The sequence below is a fragment of the Lelliottia wanjuensis genome, from assembly GCF_030238365.1.
GTDB classification, from domain to species: Bacteria; Pseudomonadota; Gammaproteobacteria; order Enterobacterales; family Enterobacteriaceae; genus Enterobacter; species Enterobacter wanjuensis.
Window position 1 is genome coordinate 137,671 of the sequence record NZ_JASSOT010000068.1, and the last position, 15,980, is coordinate 153,650.

General features: G+C 57.8%; 16 protein-coding genes and 1 riboswitch. Of the genes, 6 read left to right on the top strand and 10 right to left on the bottom strand.

Going from position 1 to position 15,980, the window contains the following annotated elements; genetic code table 11:
• Positions 1 to 141 precede the first annotated feature (141 nt).
• The 8 genes from QQF33_RS21170 to rsd form a co-directional block, all read right to left on the bottom strand.
• Positions 142 to 1,686 (bottom strand): sensor domain-containing diguanylate cyclase, encoded by a 1,545-nt coding sequence (locus QQF33_RS21170; RefSeq protein WP_285150953.1) that lies wholly within the window; start codon positions 1,684 to 1,686, stop codon positions 142 to 144.
• 268 nt (positions 1,687 to 1,954) lie between these two features.
• Positions 1,955 to 3,088 (bottom strand): 2-iminoacetate synthase ThiH, encoded by a 1,134-nt coding sequence (gene thiH, locus QQF33_RS21175; RefSeq protein WP_285150951.1) that lies wholly within the window; start codon positions 3,086 to 3,088, stop codon positions 1,955 to 1,957.
• Entirely contained in the window at positions 3,085 to 3,855 is a 771-nt protein-coding gene (thiG, locus tag QQF33_RS21180) for a thiazole synthase (protein ID WP_285150950.1), read from the bottom strand. Before thiG ends, thiH begins: the two co-directional genes overlap by 4 nt.
• Position 3,856: 1 nt before the next feature.
• Positions 3,857 to 4,057 (bottom strand): sulfur carrier protein ThiS, encoded by a 201-nt coding sequence (gene thiS / locus QQF33_RS21185; protein ID WP_285145693.1) that lies wholly within the window; start codon positions 4,055 to 4,057, stop codon positions 3,857 to 3,859.
• Complete coding sequence (thiF, locus tag QQF33_RS21190; protein ID WP_285150948.1) at positions 4,041 to 4,796, bottom strand: thiazole biosynthesis adenylyltransferase ThiF; 756 nt, start codon at positions 4,794 to 4,796, stop codon at positions 4,041 to 4,043. The genes thiS and thiF overlap by 17 nt, the downstream gene beginning before the upstream one ends.
• Positions 4,789 to 5,424, bottom strand: coding sequence for a thiamine phosphate synthase (gene thiE / locus QQF33_RS21195; protein ID WP_285150947.1), 636 nt, complete (start codon positions 5,422 to 5,424; stop codon positions 4,789 to 4,791). Before thiE ends, thiF begins: the two co-directional genes overlap by 8 nt.
• Positions 5,424 to 7,319 (bottom strand): phosphomethylpyrimidine synthase ThiC, encoded by a 1,896-nt coding sequence (gene thiC / locus QQF33_RS21200; protein ID WP_285150946.1) that lies wholly within the window; start codon positions 7,317 to 7,319, stop codon positions 5,424 to 5,426. Before thiC ends, thiE begins: the two co-directional genes overlap by 1 nt.
• Before the next feature lie 84 nt (positions 7,320 to 7,403).
• A riboswitch (TPP riboswitch) is annotated at positions 7,404 to 7,515 on the bottom strand.
• Positions 7,516 to 7,568: 53 nt separating this feature from the next.
• On the bottom strand, positions 7,569 to 8,066 hold the full coding sequence (rsd, locus tag QQF33_RS21205; protein ID WP_285150945.1) for a sigma D regulator: 498 nt from the start codon (positions 8,064 to 8,066) through the stop codon (positions 7,569 to 7,571).
• Between the two features lie 97 nt (positions 8,067 to 8,163).
• On the opposite strand from rsd, the gene nudC reads away from it, so the two are divergent.
• The 6 genes from nudC to QQF33_RS21235 all read left to right on the top strand — a co-directional run bounded on the left by nudC (position 8,164) and on the right by QQF33_RS21235 (position 12,522).
• Positions 8,164 to 8,937, top strand: a complete 774-nt coding sequence (gene nudC / locus QQF33_RS21210) for an NAD(+) diphosphatase (RefSeq protein WP_202675141.1) — start codon at positions 8,164 to 8,166, stop codon at positions 8,935 to 8,937.
• Positions 8,938 to 8,981: 44 nt separating this feature from the next.
• Entirely contained in the window at positions 8,982 to 10,046 is a 1,065-nt protein-coding gene (hemE, locus tag QQF33_RS21215) for a uroporphyrinogen decarboxylase (protein ID WP_282493085.1), read from the top strand.
• Between the two features lie 8 nt (positions 10,047 to 10,054).
• Positions 10,055 to 10,726 carry a deoxyribonuclease V gene (nfi, locus tag QQF33_RS21220; protein WP_285145689.1) on the top strand — a complete coding sequence of 224 codons (672 nt, stop codon included), beginning with the start codon at positions 10,055 to 10,057 and terminating at the stop codon, positions 10,724 to 10,726.
• Positions 10,727 to 10,767: 41 nt separating this feature from the next.
• Positions 10,768 to 11,358 (top strand): YjaG family protein, encoded by a 591-nt coding sequence (locus tag QQF33_RS21225; protein WP_282493083.1) that lies wholly within the window; start codon positions 10,768 to 10,770, stop codon positions 11,356 to 11,358.
• Between the two features lie 186 nt (positions 11,359 to 11,544).
• On the top strand, positions 11,545 to 11,817 hold the full coding sequence (hupA, locus tag QQF33_RS21230) for a nucleoid-associated protein HU-alpha (protein ID WP_002445246.1): 273 nt from the start codon (positions 11,545 to 11,547) through the stop codon (positions 11,815 to 11,817).
• A 12-nt stretch (positions 11,818 to 11,829) separates the two neighbouring features.
• Positions 11,830 to 12,522, top strand: coding sequence for a DUF1481 domain-containing protein (locus tag QQF33_RS21235; RefSeq protein ID WP_285145688.1), 693 nt, complete (start codon positions 11,830 to 11,832; stop codon positions 12,520 to 12,522).
• A 90-nt stretch (positions 12,523 to 12,612) separates the two neighbouring features.
• Here the strand turns inward: QQF33_RS21235 and purD are convergent, their stop codons facing one another.
• Positions 12,613 to 13,905, bottom strand: coding sequence for a phosphoribosylamine--glycine ligase (gene purD / locus QQF33_RS21240; RefSeq protein ID WP_285145687.1), 1,293 nt, complete (start codon positions 13,903 to 13,905; stop codon positions 12,613 to 12,615).
• A gap of 14 nt (positions 13,906 to 13,919) precedes the next feature.
• Positions 13,920 to 15,509 (bottom strand): bifunctional phosphoribosylaminoimidazolecarboxamide formyltransferase/IMP cyclohydrolase, encoded by a 1,590-nt coding sequence (purH, locus tag QQF33_RS21245; protein WP_285150941.1) that lies wholly within the window; start codon positions 15,507 to 15,509, stop codon positions 13,920 to 13,922.
• Between the last annotated feature and the right edge of the window lie 471 nt (positions 15,510 to 15,980).

Genomic DNA, 15,980 nt, shown 5'->3' on the forward strand with positions numbered 1-15,980 from the left:
TCCCGTGCAGGCCGCTTCAACAACCGCTTTACCACGATTGTGTGTGAGGCATCACAAAGAAATCTGCTTTTTCTGAAACCGGTTACAATTTTTACCGACGAAGGGATGCGCCCGCCAAAAGCGGGCTTCTGGAAAGCGGCGTTATGAGTGAGTAGATGTCAGAAGAATACGGTTTTTGCCCTGCTGTTTGGCTTTGTAGAGCGCCTCATCCACGCTGCCAATTAACTGCTCCAGCGGCTCGAAGTGCCACTCGCCCAGCCCGGCGCTGAAGGTGACGTGCAACGCCTCTTCCCGCCAGGTACGTTCCGCTACCTGAAGTCGCCACTCTTCCAGCAGGCCAAAGGCGGTTTCGAGATGCTCTGCCGGGAAGACAACGGCAAACTCCTCACCGCCGTAACGATAGACGGAAATATGCTGAGGCTGCATCACCTGGATGCCTTCCCGGGCGACGTTGCGCAGCACAATGTCGCCGCTCAGATGACCCCAGGTGTCGTTAATAGATTTGAAATTATCGATATCCACCAGGGCCAGCGCAAAGGGCTGATGCTCTTTCATCAGCGCCGCGATATCGCTGTCGAAGGCGCGGCGATTCTTACAGCCGGTGAGGGCATCCACGGTCGCCTGGCGCACATAATCTCGCTCGCGCTCTTTGTTCTTCAGAATGGCTTTACTGAGCATTGCCTCCAGCCGCGGTGCCTGATTTACCTCGCCGGTTTTAATGGCGTTGATGATGTTCATCAGCACCGTACGCGATGCGTGGCGCAGATAGAGGCCAAACAGGATAATCACGATGGCGGCCAGCGCAAATCCCCAGCTGACAATGTTGGTCTCGTGGCGTGTGATGTCGGTTAGTGTGGTATTTGACACGCGATAAATGACCAGCCAGTCCGGATTCGTAAAGGCGTAATAGTAATACCAGTAACCCGTTTTACGATCGTAGGTATGTCCTTCCCCGCTGGTCATCTTAGCCATCAGCTCTTCACTGACATAGGGTTTAAACAGGGCGCTGGTATCGGGATGAAGCACCACTTTTCCATCACGCTCCACGACGAAGAATTCACCCTGTACCGGAGAGACCATCTGGCGCAGGGTATAGCCCATGGCGGTCAGATCCAGATGAAATGCGAGGGTGCCTTTCAGTCTGCCTTCCGGCGTTATCACGGGCCGGTAAATTGTGATGGTGGGATGATGGGTAAAGTAATCCGTATAGGGGCTGGTATAGCGACTTAAGGTGCTGGCCTGAGCCTGCCCGACGAACCACGGGCGGATGCGGGGATCAAACAGTTTGCTACTGTCACTGGCTAAGACTTCGGGGGCGCGCAGGTATTTTCCCTGCGAGTCAGCCAGGGAAATCGCCGACACGTTCGGCATCAGGTTCTGTAACTGCATCAGGACCTGCAATCCTTTCTCGCGATCGACATTCACCATGTTGCCGAGCTGGTCGTTGCGGGAGAAGAAGGTGACAGCCCGCCCGAGAATATGGTCGTTTTCACGCAGGATAGATTCCGTATAGTTCACCGCCAGGTTGTGGGTGAAATTACTGTTAATCTTATGATAATCCTCTACAAAATCCTTTCTCTGCGTCAGGGTGATAAACACGGCGATCAGAACGAAACCGATCAGGATCCCTGCAAAACTCACCAGGATTGGCGTTGTGAAAGAGAGCTTTCTGCTATGAACAGGCATGAGTCGTCAGGAGTCCAGAAGAGGTAATAGTCCAAATGGGTGCTGGTTTATTATACGTCTCAGCGTAGCAGGCCGAATGATTTATCTTAATAACTGGCGCGAAACTTCCTGGTTTGTGAAGGCAGGGCGAAACGAGGAAGAAGCTTTTCGCCCTGGTCAGCATCCGCTGCTGACCCTGACAGGTTAAAAAAACGGGCGAAAGTCAGCAATCGCCCGATGATAACGCTCCGAGCCGCCTCGAGAGCTTTTCGCGCCGTTGCAGGCCGTTTCAGCGTAACTGCGAGGCGCGTCCCAGCCAGCTGTCCCAGTCTTTCCACACCGGTTGTAATCCCTGCGTGCTGAGCGCCTGGGCCACCTCTTCAGGTCGACGGCCATCGTGCGGAGCAAACTGCTCCAGCTCGGGATGATTGTCCGCATACCCGCCAGGCTGAGTTTTGGAAAAGGCGCTGACGTTGTTGATGGCTAACGGAATCACCCGATCGCGAAACTCCGGGGACTCCCGGGTCGACAATGACAGCTCCACTTCCGGCGCCAGCAGGCGAAATGCGCAGATGACCTGTACCAGCTGGCGTTCGTCCATGATCGACGCCGGTTCGATACCGCCCGCGCAGGGCCTAAGTCGCGGGAAAGAGATCGAGTAGCGGCTCTGCCAGTAGTGTTGCTGGAGCCACAGCAGATGCTCCGCCACCATAAAACAGTCCACACGCCAGCTGTCGGACAGCCCGATCAGCGCGCCGAGACCGATTTTATCGATCCCCGCACGCCCCAGCCGGTCTGGGGTTTCAAGGCGGAAAAAGAAATCCTGCTTTTTCCCCTTCAGGTGATGCTGGGCGTACATGGCTTCGTGATAAGTCTCCTGATAGACCATCACGCCGTCCAGCCCGAGGGTTTTCAGCTCTGCATATTCGTTTTCGGATAACGGCTGCACTTCCATCTGCAACGATGAAAACCGACGACGAATGGCGGGAAGATGCTCACGGAAATAATCCATCCCCACTTTTCCCTGGTGCTCACCGGTGACCAGCAGGAGGTGCTCAAAACCCATCTCGCGGATGGCGGCGCATTCGCGGGCGATCTCTTCCGCGTCGAGGGTTTTGCGCTTGATGCGATTGCTCATGGAAAAACCGCAGTAGGTGCAATCATTGGCGCACAGGTTGGAGAGATAGAGCGGCACGTAAAAACTCACCGTGTTGCCAAAACGCTGGCGCGTGAGCCGCTGTGCGCGCTGCGCCATCGGCTCCAGACAGGCGCTGGCGGCAGGGGAGAGCAGAGCCATCATGTCCTCGCGGGTCAGATGCCGCGCGTTCAGGGCGCGCTCGACGTCAGCCGCCGTTTTGCTGTTGATCCGCAGACGGATGTCGTCCCAGTTCAGCTCCCGCCAGCGGTCAGCGAAGGTGCTCATGAGTACGCCTCCAGAAAGCCGGTCAGCGGGCTGGTGGCCTGCGCCTGAAAATGGCGCGAGCCTGGCCCGGAGTGACGCGCCAGCACGCCCGCCTCGACGGCCAGACGGAACGCGCGCGCCATCATCACCGGATCGTCAGCCACCGCAATGGCTGTATTGACCAGTACGGCGTCGGCACCCATCTCCAGCGCCTGTGCCGCGTGGCTCGGCACGCCGATGCCCGCATCGACGACCACGGGAACGGTGGCCTGTTCGATGATGATCTCCAGCATCGCGCGAGTCTCCAGCCCCTGATTGGAGCCAATGGGCGCGCCGAGGGGCATGACCGCCGCGCAGCCGACGTCCTCAAGGCGCTTGCAGAGCACGGGGTCCGCGCCGCAGTAGGGCAGAACGGTGAACCCCTGTTTAACCAGAATTTCGGCGGCCTTCAGGGTTTCGATAGGATCGGGCAGCAGCCAGCGCGCGTCCGGGTGAATTTCCAGTTTCAGCCAGCGGGTGCCCAGCGCTTCGCGTGCCAGCTGGGCGGCAAACACCGCCTCTTCTGCCGTTTTCGCCCCGGAGGTGTTGGGCAGCAGCGTCACGCCTGCCGCCAGCAGCGGGGCCAGAATCGCATCGCTGTGGTTGCGCAGGTCCACGCGCTTCATCGCCAGCGTCACCAACTGGCTGCCGCTTTCGCGAATGGCATCCACCATCAGCTGTGGCGACGCGAATTTTCCGGTGCCGGTGAAGAGATGTGAATCAAAGGTTTTATCGGCAATACGTAACATGTCAGCCTCCCGCGATGACCTGAAAAAGCAGGATCTGATCGCCATCGCGCACCTGCTGACGTTCCCACCGCTCGCGCGGCAGGATCTGTTGGTTAAGGGCCAGCGCCACGCCGGGTTTCAACTGGCGTAGCTGGTCGAGAAGCGTGGCGATGGTCAGCCCCTCGGCGCACTGCATCGGTTCATCGTTAAACAGAATCCGCATGATGCCCTCCGCAGACGCTGCACCCGCTGGCACGCTGGAGCGCCAGATGTCGCCAGTTACCCGAGCGGCCATCGAACATGCGCAGCGTATTGCGCGGCGTCTCCATTCCGCTGAGCAGCTTGATGGCTTCCAGCGCCTGCAGAGTCCCCATCACCCCGACCACCGGCCCGAGGATGCCGGCCGTGCGGCAGTTGCGCTGCGGCTCTGCGTCATCGGGCCACAGGCAGCGGTAGCAGCCCTGCGTCCACGGCGGCGTCAGGACCATCATTTGCCCGCCGAATCCAACGGCGCTGGCGGTGATGAGCGGGGTATTGAGCGCCACGCAGGCGGCGTTGATCGCCTGGCGTGTCGCCATATTGTCGGTGCAATCCAGCACCACGTCCGCGCGGGCAACTTCCTGACGCAGGGTTTCCCCGTCCAGTCGCTGTTGCACGGCGATGAGCGCAATTTCAGGGTTGAGGGCGTTCAGCCGTTGAGTGGTGATCTGCGCTTTTGACGCGTTCACATCCTCGGTGGTGAACAGGATCTGCCGCTGCAGATTGCTGATGTGGATGTCGTCATCGTCGGCTAACACCAGCGTTCCGATGCCCGCTCCGGCCAGATACAGCGCAGCAGGCGCGCCGAGCCCGCCCAGCCCGACAATCAATACCCGGCTGTCGAGCAGCTTTTGTTGACCGTCGACGGCGATATCCTCCAGCAGGATCTGGCGGCTGTAGCGCATGAAGTCGCTGTCATTCATCGCCCGCTCCCGCCAGTTGCAAGAGCTGTGCAGTCGCCGCCTGCCAGTCCACCGCCTGAGTAATGGCGCTGACTACCGCGATACTCCCGACGCCGGTCTCCAGCACCGCCGGGGCGCGATCAAGGCTGATGCCGCCGATGGCCACGGTCGGATAATCGGCCAGACGTTCGATGTGACGTGCCAGCTGCGCCAGCCCCTGCGGGGCCGAGGGCATCTGTTTGGTTTGCGTCGGGAAGACGTGGCCGAGGGCGATATAGGACGGCCGTGCGGCGAGCGCCACATCGATCTCCATATCGTCGTGAGTCGACACGCCGAGGCGCAAACCGGCCTTCCGGATCGCGTTCAGATCGGCGGTTTCGAGATCCTCCTGTCCCAGATGCACGCCGTAGGCCTGATGCTTAATCGCCAGCTGCCAGTAGTCGTTGATGAACACCCGGGCGTCATACCGACGCCCCAGTGCGATGGCGGCAGACACATCACTTTCGACCTCGTCATCACGCTGGTCTTTAATGCGTAGTTGAATCGTTTTCACGCCAGTCTCAAGCAGGCGCTCAATCCACTCCACGCTGTCGACCACCGGATAAAGCCCTAAACGCCGGGGCACGGTTGGAAAATTGGGCTGAACCATTACGCCTCCTCTTTTTTGAGGTAGATTTCGCCGCCTTTGGCGCGGAAGTTTTCCGACATATCGGCCATGCCGACTTCAATCACCTGCTTCGCGGCATAGTCACGCACTTCCTGGCTGATTTTCATCGAGCAGAATTTCGGTCCGCACATGGAGCAGAAGTGCGCCACTTTGCCGGACTCCTGCGGCAGGGTTTCATCGTGATAGGCGCGGGCGGTGAACGGGTCGAGGGCCAGGTTGAACTGGTCTTCCCAGCGGAACTCGAAGCGCGCTTTGGACATGGCGTTGTCGCGGATCTGCGCCCCAGGGTGGCCTTTGGCTAAATCGGCGGCGTGGGCGGCGATTTTGTAGGTGATCAGCCCCTGCTTCACGTCCTCTTTGTTCGGCAGGCCGAGGTGCTCTTTCGGGGTGACGTAGCAGAGCATGGCGCAGCCAAACCAGCCGATCATCGCCGCGCCGATGCCGGAGGTGAAATGGTCATAGCCCGGTGCAATATCGGTGGTCAGCGGCCCCAGGGTGTAGAACGGCGCCTCGTGGCAGTGCTCCAGCTCCTCGGTCATGTTGCGGCGGATCATCTGCATCGGCACGTGGCCCGGGCCTTCGATCATCACCTGCACGTCATATTCCCAGGCGATTTTGGTCAATTCGCCGAGGGTGTGCAGCTCGGCAAACTGTGCTTCGTCGTTGGCGTCGCGAATAGAGCCGGGACGCAGGCCGTCGCCCAGTGACAGGGAGACGTCGTAGGCGGCGCAGATTTCGCAAATCTCGCGGAAGTGTTCGTAGAGGAAGTTCTCCTGATGATGCGACAGGCACCATTTCGCCATAATCGAGCCGCCGCGCGACACAATCCCGGTCAGACGTTTGGCGGTCATCGGCACGTAGCGCAGCAGCACCCCGGCGTGAATGGTGAAGTAGTCCACCCCCTGTTCCGCCTGCTCCAGCAGGGTATCGCGGAAGGCTTCCCAGGTGAGATCTTCGGCGATCCCGTTCACCTTCTCCAGCGCCTGGTAGATCGGAACGGTGCCGATCGGCACCGGGCTGTTACGCAGGATCCACTCGCGGGTTTCGTGGATGTAGCGCCCGGTGGAGAGGTCCATCACCGTGTCCGCACCCCAGCGGGTCGACCACACCAGTTTTTCGACCTCTTCTTCGATGGAAGAGGTGACCGCGGAGTTGCCGATATTGGCGTTCACTTTCACCAGGAAGTTGCGGCCGATAATCATCGGCTCCGATTCCGGGTGGTTAATGTTGGCGGGGATGATCGCCCGTCCGGCGGCGACTTCGTCACGCACGAATTCCGGGGTGATGTTCTCCGGCAGGCGAGCGCCAAACCCTTCGCCCGGATGCTGGTGGCGCAGCACTTCGCTGCGGATGCGCTCGCGGCCCATGTTTTCACGGATAGCGATGAACTCCATCTCAGGCGTGACGACACCTGAGCGTGCGTAATGGAGCTGGGTCACGCATTTGCCCGCTTTGGCGCGTTTCGGTGTGAGCAGGCCGGTAAAGCGCAGTTCGTCCAGACCATCGTCGGCCAGGCGTTCTTTGGTGTACGCGGAGCTACGGTCGGTCAGAGATTCGCTGTCCTGGCGTGCTTCAATCCACGGTTGGCGCAGTTTTGCCAGACCCTGCTGCACGTTGATGGCTACATCCGTATCGCCGTAAGGACCAGAGGTGTCATAAACCGGTACCGCTTCGTTGTCTTCGAACTGGGGATTATCTTTGCTGCCGCCGATGAGCGTCGGGCTGAGCTGGATTTCACGCATCGGCACGCGGATATCGTCCTGCGAACCGGTGATGTAGATGCGCCGAGAATTCGGGAAAGCGGTGCCTTCCAGGGTGTCGATGAAGTGTTGGGCTTGTGCGCGCTGCTCGCGGCGGGTCAGTTTAGTGGCAGACATAGCTCATTCCAAAAAAGTAAGGAGTGGCTTGTCAGACGACGGATGAACTAAGAGAAGTGATCACCCAGGGAAGGGCGATACAACAGCTTTTTGACTCTTGTTCCCTTCGCAGGTATTAACCTGATCAGGTTCCGCGGATCCCGAATTAACGGTCTCAGCCCGTACATTTCTGTACTGGGCACTCCGACAAGAAAACACGCCTGCAGTGCAGACGCGATATTTGTAAATTACTCGTTAACGCTTAAGAACTCAAGCCGGTCGCGCGATGTTGTCTTCGTTGCTGGCCTTCAGATCGCTGTCCAGCACCAGGGCGATGAGCTTGTCTTCCAGCGTGAAGCGGACTTCCATCGCCTCGCCGAGATCGGAAAGGGCCTGCTGGAACTCCAGATAATTGTCCTGGTCGATGGCGTTTTCGAGCGTTGAGTCGTAATAGTCCATGATCTGCTGGGTATTGGCCTCCAGCAGCGGATAGAGTTTGGTCGCCGCTAAATACGGCGTCGTCCCTTCCATTTCGCGAATAATACGTTCATATAGATTAAAATGACCGTCAGACAGGTAGTCGACCAGGCTTTGACAAAAATCATCCAGCGCTTTTTCATTCAACCGCATATACGATTCTTTGCCAGGCTTAATGCCAACCAGATTGTAGTAGGCAACAAGCAAATGTTTGCGCACGTGCAGCCAGCGATCGACCAGGTGATGACTTCCTCCAACGCGCTCTGTCAGGCTTTGTAGCTGGTTTAGCATGTTTGACTCCACAAGGTTAAGATGAAAAAGCTGGCCACCCGAAAATGTAAGAATATTGTTATCAACATGCCTGTGAAGCAAAGGTAGTGCAATAGATATGGATCGTATAATTGAAAAATTAGATCGCGGCTGGTGGATCGTCAGCCACGAACAAAAATTATGGTTGCCCGGCGGAGAATTGCCCTACGGCGAGGCTGAAAATTTCGATCTTGCGGGGCAGCAGGCGCTGAAGATCGGCGAGTGGCAGGGCGATCCCGTGTGGTTAATCCAGCAGCATCGCCATCACGAGATGGGATCGGTTCGCCAGGTGCTGGATCTCGATGTCGGTCTGTTCCAGCTGGCCGGGCGCGGCGTACAGCTGGCCGAGTTTTTCCGATCGCACAAATATTGCGGCTACTGCGGGCACACCATGCACCGGAGTAAAACCGAGTGGGCTATGCTCTGCAACCACTGTCGCGAGCGCTACTATCCGCAAATCGCCCCGTGCATTATCGTCGCCATTCGTCGTGATGACTCCATTCTGCTGGCGCAACATACTCGCCATCGCAACGGCGTGCATACGGTGCTGGCCGGGTTTGTCGAAGTGGGCGAGACGCTTGAGCAGGCCGTGGCCCGCGAAGTGATGGAAGAGAGCAGCATCAAGGTGAAAAACCTGCGTTACGTTACCTCCCAGCCGTGGCCGTTCCCCATGTCTCTCATGACCGCTTTTATGGCGGATTATGACAGCGGCGAGATTGTGATCGACCAAAAAGAGCTGCTGGAAGCCAACTGGTATCGCTACGACGATTTACCGCTCCTCCCGCCGCCGGGAACCGTGGCGCGCCGACTGATAGAAGATACGGTGGCAATGTGTCGGGCCGACTATGAATGAATCACATGTTACACTGGCGGCATGACGCTTAAGGAACTGCAAAAATGACCGAACTGAAGAACGATCGTTATCTGCGTGCGCTGCTGCGCCAACCCGTTGATATCACCCCGGTGTGGATGATGCGCCAGGCGGGCCGCTATTTGCCGGAATACAAAGCCACGCGCGCCGAAGCGGGCGATTTCATGTCCCTGTGCAAAAACGCCGAGCTGGCCTGCGAAGTCACGCTGCAGCCGCTGCGCCGTTTCCCGCTCGATGCGGCGATCCTTTTTTCAGACATCCTGACCATCCCGGACGCGATGGGGCTGGGTCTCTACTTCGAAACCGGCGAAGGCCCGCGCTTTACCTCGCCGATTAAGAGCAAAGCTGACGTCGATAAGCTGCCGATCCCCGATCCTGAACAGGAGCTGGGCTACGTGATGAATGCGGTGCGCACCATCCGCCGCGAACTGAAGGGCGACGTACCGCTGATTGGCTTCTCCGGCAGCCCGTGGACGCTGGCGACCTACATGGTGGAAGGCGGCAGCAGCAAAGCCTTCACGGTGATCAAAAAGATGATGTATGCGGAGCCGCTGGCGCTGCATGCCCTGCTCGACAAACTGGCGAAGAGCGTCACCCTGTACCTGAACGCTCAGATCAAAGCGGGCGCGCAGTCGGTGATGATTTTCGATACCTGGGGCGGCGTGCTGACCGGGCGCGATTATCAGCAGTTCTCCCTGTACTACATGCATAAAATTGTCGATGGCCTGCTGCGTGAAAACGAAGGCCGTCGCGTGCCGGTGACGCTGTTTACCAAAGGCGGCGGGCAGTGGCTCGAAGCGCTGGCCGCGACCGGCTGCGATGCGCTGGGTCTCGACTGGACCACCGACATTGGCGACGCGCGTCGTCGCGTGGGTGACAAAGTGGCGCTGCAGGGCAATATGGACCCGTCCATGCTCTACGCACAGCCTGCGCGTATCGAAGAAGAAGTGGCGACGATCCTGGCCGGTTTCGGCAAGGGCGAAGGCCATGTCTTTAACCTCGGTCACGGCATCCACCAGGACGTTCCGCCAGAACATGCGGGCGCGTTTGTGGAGGCAGTACACCGGCTTTCTGCGCCGTATCACCAGTAGGAGTGAGTATGGATCTCGCGTCGTTACGCGCTCAGCAAATCGAACTGGCCTCGTCGGTTTCCCGCGTGGATCGTTTTGACAAAAATCCTCCGGCGTTGATCGCCGGAGCCGATGTCGGGTTTGAGCAGGGCGGGGAAGTGACGCGAGCCGCGATGGTGCTCTTAACCTGGCCCGGGCTGGAGCTGGTGGAGTACAAAGTGGCGCGTATCGCCACCACCATGCCTTACATTCCCGGTTTTCTCTCCTTTCGTGAATATCCCGCGCTGCTGGCAGCGTGGGAGCAACTCTCGCAAAAACCCGATCTGCTGTTCGTCGACGGTCATGGGATTTCCCATCCGCGCCGCCTCGGCGTCGCCAGCCATTTTGGCCTGCTGGTGGATGTGCCGACGATTGGCGTGGCGAAGAAACGCCTATGTGGCAAATTTGAGCCGCTCTCCGCCGAGCCCGGCGCCCTGGCACCGCTGATGGATAAAGGCGAACAGCTGGCGTGGGTCTGGCGCAGCAAAGCACGGTGTAATCCGCTGTTTATCGCGACGGGGCATCGCGTGAGCACCGACAGCGCGCTGGCATGGGTGCAGCGCTGTATGAAAGGCTACCGTTTACCGGAGCCGACGCGCTGGGCTGATGCAGTCGCATCGGCGCGTCCGGCATTTGTTCGTTGGCAGGAAATTCAGCGTTGATTCAGGTAAACTGCGGCTAATTTCCGATTCGAGACATCATCATGTTACAAAACCCGATTCATCTGCGCCTTGAGAAGCTGGAAAGCTGGCAGCACGTCACCTTTATGGCCTGTCTGTGCGAGCGCATGTATCCCAACTATGCCACCTTCTGCAAGCAGACTGGATTTGGTGAAGGCCAGATTTATCGCCGTATTCTCGACCTGATTTGGGAAACGCTGACGGTCAAAGACGCCAAGGTGAATTTCGATTCTCAGCTCGAAAAGCTGGAAGAGGCGATCCCTTCTGCGGACGACTACGATCTGTACGGTGTCTACCCGGCCATTGACGCCTGCGTGGCGCTGAGCGAACTGCTTCACTCCCGTCTGAGCGGTGAAACCCTGGAGCATGCCATCGAAGTCAGCAAGGCTTCGATTACTACCGTGGCGATGCTGGAAATGACCCAGGAAGGTCGCGAAATGACCGACGAAGAGCTGCGTGCTAACCCTGCCGTTGAGCAGGAGTGGGATATTCAGTGGGAAATATTCCGACTTTTAGCCGACTGCGAAGAACGCGATATTGAGCTGATAAAAGGGCTGCGCGCGGACTTACGCGAGGCGGGTGAGAGTAATATTGGTATAATTTTTAACCAATGAGACAATAAAACGTGATTTAACGCCTGTTTTGTCGCACCTCGACTCTTCCCTTCTGCCCCCCGTCTGGTCTACATTTGGGGGGCGAAAAAAAGTGGCTATCGGTGCGTGTATGCAGGAGAGTGCTTTTTTGGCATTTTCGTCGCACTCGATGCTTAGCAAGCGATAAACACATTGAAAGGATAACTTATGAACAAGACTCAACTGATTGATGTAATTGCGGACAAGGCTGATCTGTCTAAAGTGCAGGCTAAAGCTGCTCTGGAATCCACCCTGGCTGCTATTACTGAGTCTCTGAAAGAAGGCGATGCTGTACAACTGGTTGGTTTCGGTACCTTCAAAGTGAACCACCGCGCTGAGCGTACTGGCCGCAACCCGCAGACCGGTAAAGAAATCAAAATCGCCGCTGCAAACGTACCGGCATTTGTTTCTGGTAAAGCACTGAAAGACGCTGTTAAGTAAGACGGCGTGGCAGTGAACAGTTTTGACAAGGGGGCGGTTTCGCCCCTTTTGTTTTTCTGGCGCCGTCCGCTTGCGCTGGCAGGCCTGCTGTTGCTCTCTGCCTGTAGCCATGACTCCTCTCTGCCGCCCTTTACCGCCAGCGGATACGCTGACGACCAGGGCGCGGTGCGGGTCTGGCGTAAAGATTCCGGTGACGATGTTCACCTGCTCTCCGCATTCAGCCCGTGGCACAACGGCAACACCTCTACCGCCGAGTACCGCTGGCAAGGCGACACCCTGTCGCTGATTGAACTCAATATCTACAGTAAAACCCCCGAACACGTCCGCGTGCGGTTTGATGACCACGGCGAGCTGAGCTTTATGCAGCGCGAAATCAGCGGCCAAAAACAGCAGCTCTCCAGCGATCAAATCGCTCTGTACCGGTATCGCGCCACTCAGGTGCGCCAGACCAGCGATGCGCTGCGTCAGGGACGCGTGGTGCTGCGCCAGGGACGCTGGCATTCCGATGGCACCGTGACCACCTGCGAAGGGCAAACCGTGAAGCCGGATCTTGAAGCCTGGGCGACAGAACATATCGAACGCCGTCAGCGTCACTCATCGATGGAAGTGAGTATTGCCTGGCTTGAAGCGCCGGAAGGATCGCAGCTGCTGCTGGTGGCGAACGAAGATTTCTGCACGTGGCAGCCGACGGAAAAGAATTTCTGATTTTGTGGGGAGGTGCCGGATGGCGCTGACGCTTATCCGGCCTACGAATGATCCCCTCTCCCTGTCAAAGAGGGGAAATAAACGATCTTTTTATTCGCCTTGCTCGCGGGCAATCGCACGATAGCCGATATCACTGCGGCTAAAGCTGCCGTCCCAGTGAATATCCTTCATCAGTGCGTAAGCGCGTGTCTGCGCCTCGGCAACGGTGTGACCCAGTGCGGTGGCGCACAGGACGCGGCCTCCGTTAGTTAATACGCGATCGTCGTCAGCCAGTTTCGTTCCCGCATGGAACACCTTCCCGCCGTCGACTTCTTCCAGCGGTAAACCGTGGATCTCATCGCCATTGTTATAGTTGCCCGGATAACCACCGGCGGCGATCACCACGCCCAGAGACGCGCGCTCATCCCACTCGGAGGTTTTTTCGTCCAGCTTGCCTTCGCAGGCGGCCAGACACAGTTCGACCAGGTCGGATTTCATGCGCAGCATGATCGGCTGAGTTTCCGGGTCGCCGAAGCGGCAGTTGAACTCGATGACTTTCGGGTTGCCCTGCTTGTCGATCATCAGCCCCGCATACAGGAAGCCGGTATAGGTGTTACCTTCTGCCGCCATGCCTTTCACGGTAGGCCAGATGATGCGATCCATCGTGCGCTGGTGAACTTCGTCAGTCACCACTGGCGCAGGGGAGTAAGCGCCCATGCCGCCGGTGTTTGGACCGGTATCGCCGTTGCCAACACGCTTATGATCCTGGCTGGTGGCCATCGGCAGAACATGTTCGCCATCGACCATCACGATAAAGCTCGCCTCTTCGCCGTCGAGGAACTCTTCGATGACGATGCGATGCCCCGCGTCGCCAAAGGCATTACCTGCCAGCATATCCTGAACTGCGGCTTCGGCCTCTTCGAGAGTCATTGCCACGATCACGCCTTTACCGGCGGCCAGACCGTCAGCCTTGATCACAATCGGCGCGCCTTTCTCACGCAGATACGCCAGGGCAGGTTCTACTTCGGTGAAGTTCTGATATTCGCCGGTCGGGATTTTGTGGCGCGCGAGAAAATCTTTGGTGAAGGCTTTGGAGCCTTCGAGCTGCGCCGCACCTTCCGTTGGACCGAAGATTTTCAGGCCGGCGGCGCGGAACGCATCCACCACGCCAATCACCAGCGGCGCTTCCGGGCCGACAATGGTCAGATCGATGTTCTCATTCTGGGCAAAGCTCAGCAGCGCCGGGATATCGGTCACGCCGATCGCGACGTTCTGCAGTGCGGGCTCCAGTGCGGTACCGGCATTGCCCGGCGCCACGAAGACGGTTTGAACCAGCGGCGATTGTGCCGCTTTCCATGCCAGGGCGTGCTCGCGGCCGCCGTTACCAATCACTAATACTTTCATTCTTTGCTCCGGGATTAATGGCGGAAGTGACGCATGTCGGTGAAGATCATCGCGATGCCGTGTTCGTCGGCTGCCGCAATCACTTCGTCATCGCGGATAGAACCGCCCGGCTGAATTACACAGGTGACGCCAACCGCCGCTGCGGCATCAATACCGTCGCGGAACGGGAAGAAGGCGTCAGAGGCCATCGCGGAACCTTTCACTTCCAGCCCTTCATCGCCTGCTTTGATCCCGGCGATTTTCGCGGAGTAGACGCGGCTCATCTGGCCCGCACCTATGCCGATGGTCATGTTCTCTTTGGAATAGACAATGGCGTTGGATTTAACGAATTTCGCCACTTTCCAGCAGAACAGCGCGTCACGCAGTTCCTGCTCGGTCGGCTGGCGTTTGCTGACCACGCGCAGATCGCCTGCGGTGACCATCCCCAGATCACGGTCCTGAACCAGCAGACCACCGTTAACACGTTTGAAATCGAGACCCGAAACGCGCTCAGCCCACTGACCGCATACCAGCACGCGGACGTTCTGCTTGGCGGCGGTGATCTTCAGGGCTTCTTCTGTGGCGGAAGGGGCAATAATCACTTCGACAAACTGGCGGGAGATAATCGCCTGCGCCGTTTCGGCATCCAGTTCACGGTTGAACGCAATGATGCCGCCGAACGCGGAGGTCGGGTCGGTTTTGTACGCGCGGTTGTAAGCTTCCAGAATAGAGCTGCTCACCGCAACGCCACATGGGTTCGCGTGTTTGACGATCACACAGGCTGGCTCGCTGAACTCTTTCACGCACTCCAGCGCCGCGTCGGTATCAGCGATGTTGTTATAGGAGAGCGCTTTGCCCTGAACCTGTTGGGCGGTGGCAACGGAAGCTTCTTTGATCTCTTCTTCTATATAGAAGGCGGCGTTCTGATGGCTGTTCTCGCCGTAACGCATATCCTGCTTCTTGATGAAGTTCAGGTTCAGGGTGCGCGGGAAGCGGCCGGAAGGCTCTTTGCTCTCGCCGTGATAGGCAGGGACGAGGCTGCCGAAGTAGTTGGCGATCATGCTGTCGTAAGCGGCGGTGTGTTCGAAGGCTTTAATCGCGAGGTCGAAACGGGTTTCAAGCAGAAGCGAACCGTCGTTGGCGTCCATTTCTTTAATGATAGTGTCGTAGTCGCTGCTCTTGACCACGATAGCCACATCTTTATGGTTCTTCGCGGCGGAGCGCACCATGGTCGGGCCGCCGATGTCGATGTTCTCAACCGCATCTTCCAGAGAGCAGTTTTCGCGGGCCACGGTCTGCGCGAACGGATAGAGGTTAACCACCACCATATCGATCGGCGCGATGTTGTGCTGTTCCATGATGCCGTCATCCTGACCGCGACGGCCCAGAATGCCGCCGTGCACTTTTGGATGCAGGGTCTTTACACGTCCATCCATCATTTCCGGGAAACCGGTGTAATCGGACACTTCGGTTACCGGCAGACCTTTATCTGCTAACAGGCGAGCGGTACCTCCGGTGGACAGCAGCTCTACACCGCGTGCAGAAAGTGCCTGAGCGAATTCGACGATACCGGCTTTATCAGAAACACTGAGCAGAGCGCGGCGGACTGGACGACGTTGTTGCATGGTAAATCCCCTGGATTTCACGATTACAGAGAGCGTTAGATGAATTTTCCTGTGAAAAACTCATCTAACACACCTGACGGGGCATCCTTGCATGGCGCGTGCATTTTAACGAAAACGTTTGCGCATCGCTCGTTAATTTTCAAATTTTCGTCGTGTTGTGGATAAGTCTGTGTGCAAAAGGGTATAAGGCGGGGTTTTGCTGTGGAATGCAGCAGTCAGTCATTTTTCTGTCATTTAGCGGTTGCGGCCTGACGAGAACTCCCTATAATGCGCCTCCATCGACACGGCAGATGTGAATCACTTCACACTAACCACCGGGTCGGTTGAAGAGAAAAAATCCTGAGATTCAGGGTTGACTCTGAAAGAGGAAAGCGTAATATACGCCACCTCGCAACGGTGAGCGAAAGCCGCGTTGCACTGCTCTTTAACAATTTATCAGACAATCTGTGTGGGCACTCAAAGTGACATGGA

What these genes read in the sequence shown, in the direction of transcription:
- QQF33_RS21170 (WP_285150953.1), bottom strand. Translation starts at nt 1,686, where the DNA reads ATGCCTGTTCATAGCAGAAAGCTCTCTTTCACAACGCCAATCCTGGTG.
- thiH (WP_285150951.1), bottom strand. Translation starts at nt 3,088, where the DNA reads ATGAGCACCTTCGCTGACCGCTGGCGGGAGCTGAACTGGGACGACATC.
- thiG (WP_285150950.1), bottom strand. Translation starts at nt 3,855, where the DNA reads ATGTTACGTATTGCCGATAAAACCTTTGATTCACATCTCTTCACCGGC.
- thiS (WP_285145693.1), bottom strand. Translation starts at nt 4,057, where the DNA reads ATGCGGATTCTGTTTAACGATGAACCGATGCAGTGCGCCGAGGGGCTG.
- thiF (WP_285150948.1), bottom strand. Translation starts at nt 4,796, where the DNA reads ATGAATGACAGCGACTTCATGCGCTACAGCCGCCAGATCCTGCTGGAG.
- thiE (WP_285150947.1), bottom strand. Translation starts at nt 5,424, where the DNA reads ATGGTTCAGCCCAATTTTCCAACCGTGCCCCGGCGTTTAGGGCTTTAT.
- thiC (WP_285150946.1), bottom strand. Translation starts at nt 7,319, where the DNA reads ATGTCTGCCACTAAACTGACCCGCCGCGAGCAGCGCGCACAAGCCCAA.
- rsd (WP_285150945.1), bottom strand. Translation starts at nt 8,066, where the DNA reads ATGCTAAACCAGCTACAAAGCCTGACAGAGCGCGTTGGAGGAAGTCAT.
- nudC (WP_202675141.1), top strand. Translation starts at nt 8,164, where the DNA reads ATGGATCGTATAATTGAAAAATTAGATCGCGGCTGGTGGATCGTCAGC.
- hemE (WP_282493085.1), top strand. Translation starts at nt 8,982, where the DNA reads ATGACCGAACTGAAGAACGATCGTTATCTGCGTGCGCTGCTGCGCCAA.
- nfi (WP_285145689.1), top strand. Translation starts at nt 10,055, where the DNA reads ATGGATCTCGCGTCGTTACGCGCTCAGCAAATCGAACTGGCCTCGTCG.
- QQF33_RS21225 (WP_282493083.1), top strand. Translation starts at nt 10,768, where the DNA reads ATGTTACAAAACCCGATTCATCTGCGCCTTGAGAAGCTGGAAAGCTGG.
- hupA (WP_002445246.1), top strand. Translation starts at nt 11,545, where the DNA reads ATGAACAAGACTCAACTGATTGATGTAATTGCGGACAAGGCTGATCTG.
- purD (WP_285145687.1), bottom strand. Translation starts at nt 13,905, where the DNA reads ATGAAAGTATTAGTGATTGGTAACGGCGGCCGCGAGCACGCCCTGGCA.
- purH (WP_285150941.1), bottom strand. Translation starts at nt 15,509, where the DNA reads ATGCAACAACGTCGTCCAGTCCGCCGCGCTCTGCTCAGTGTTTCTGAT.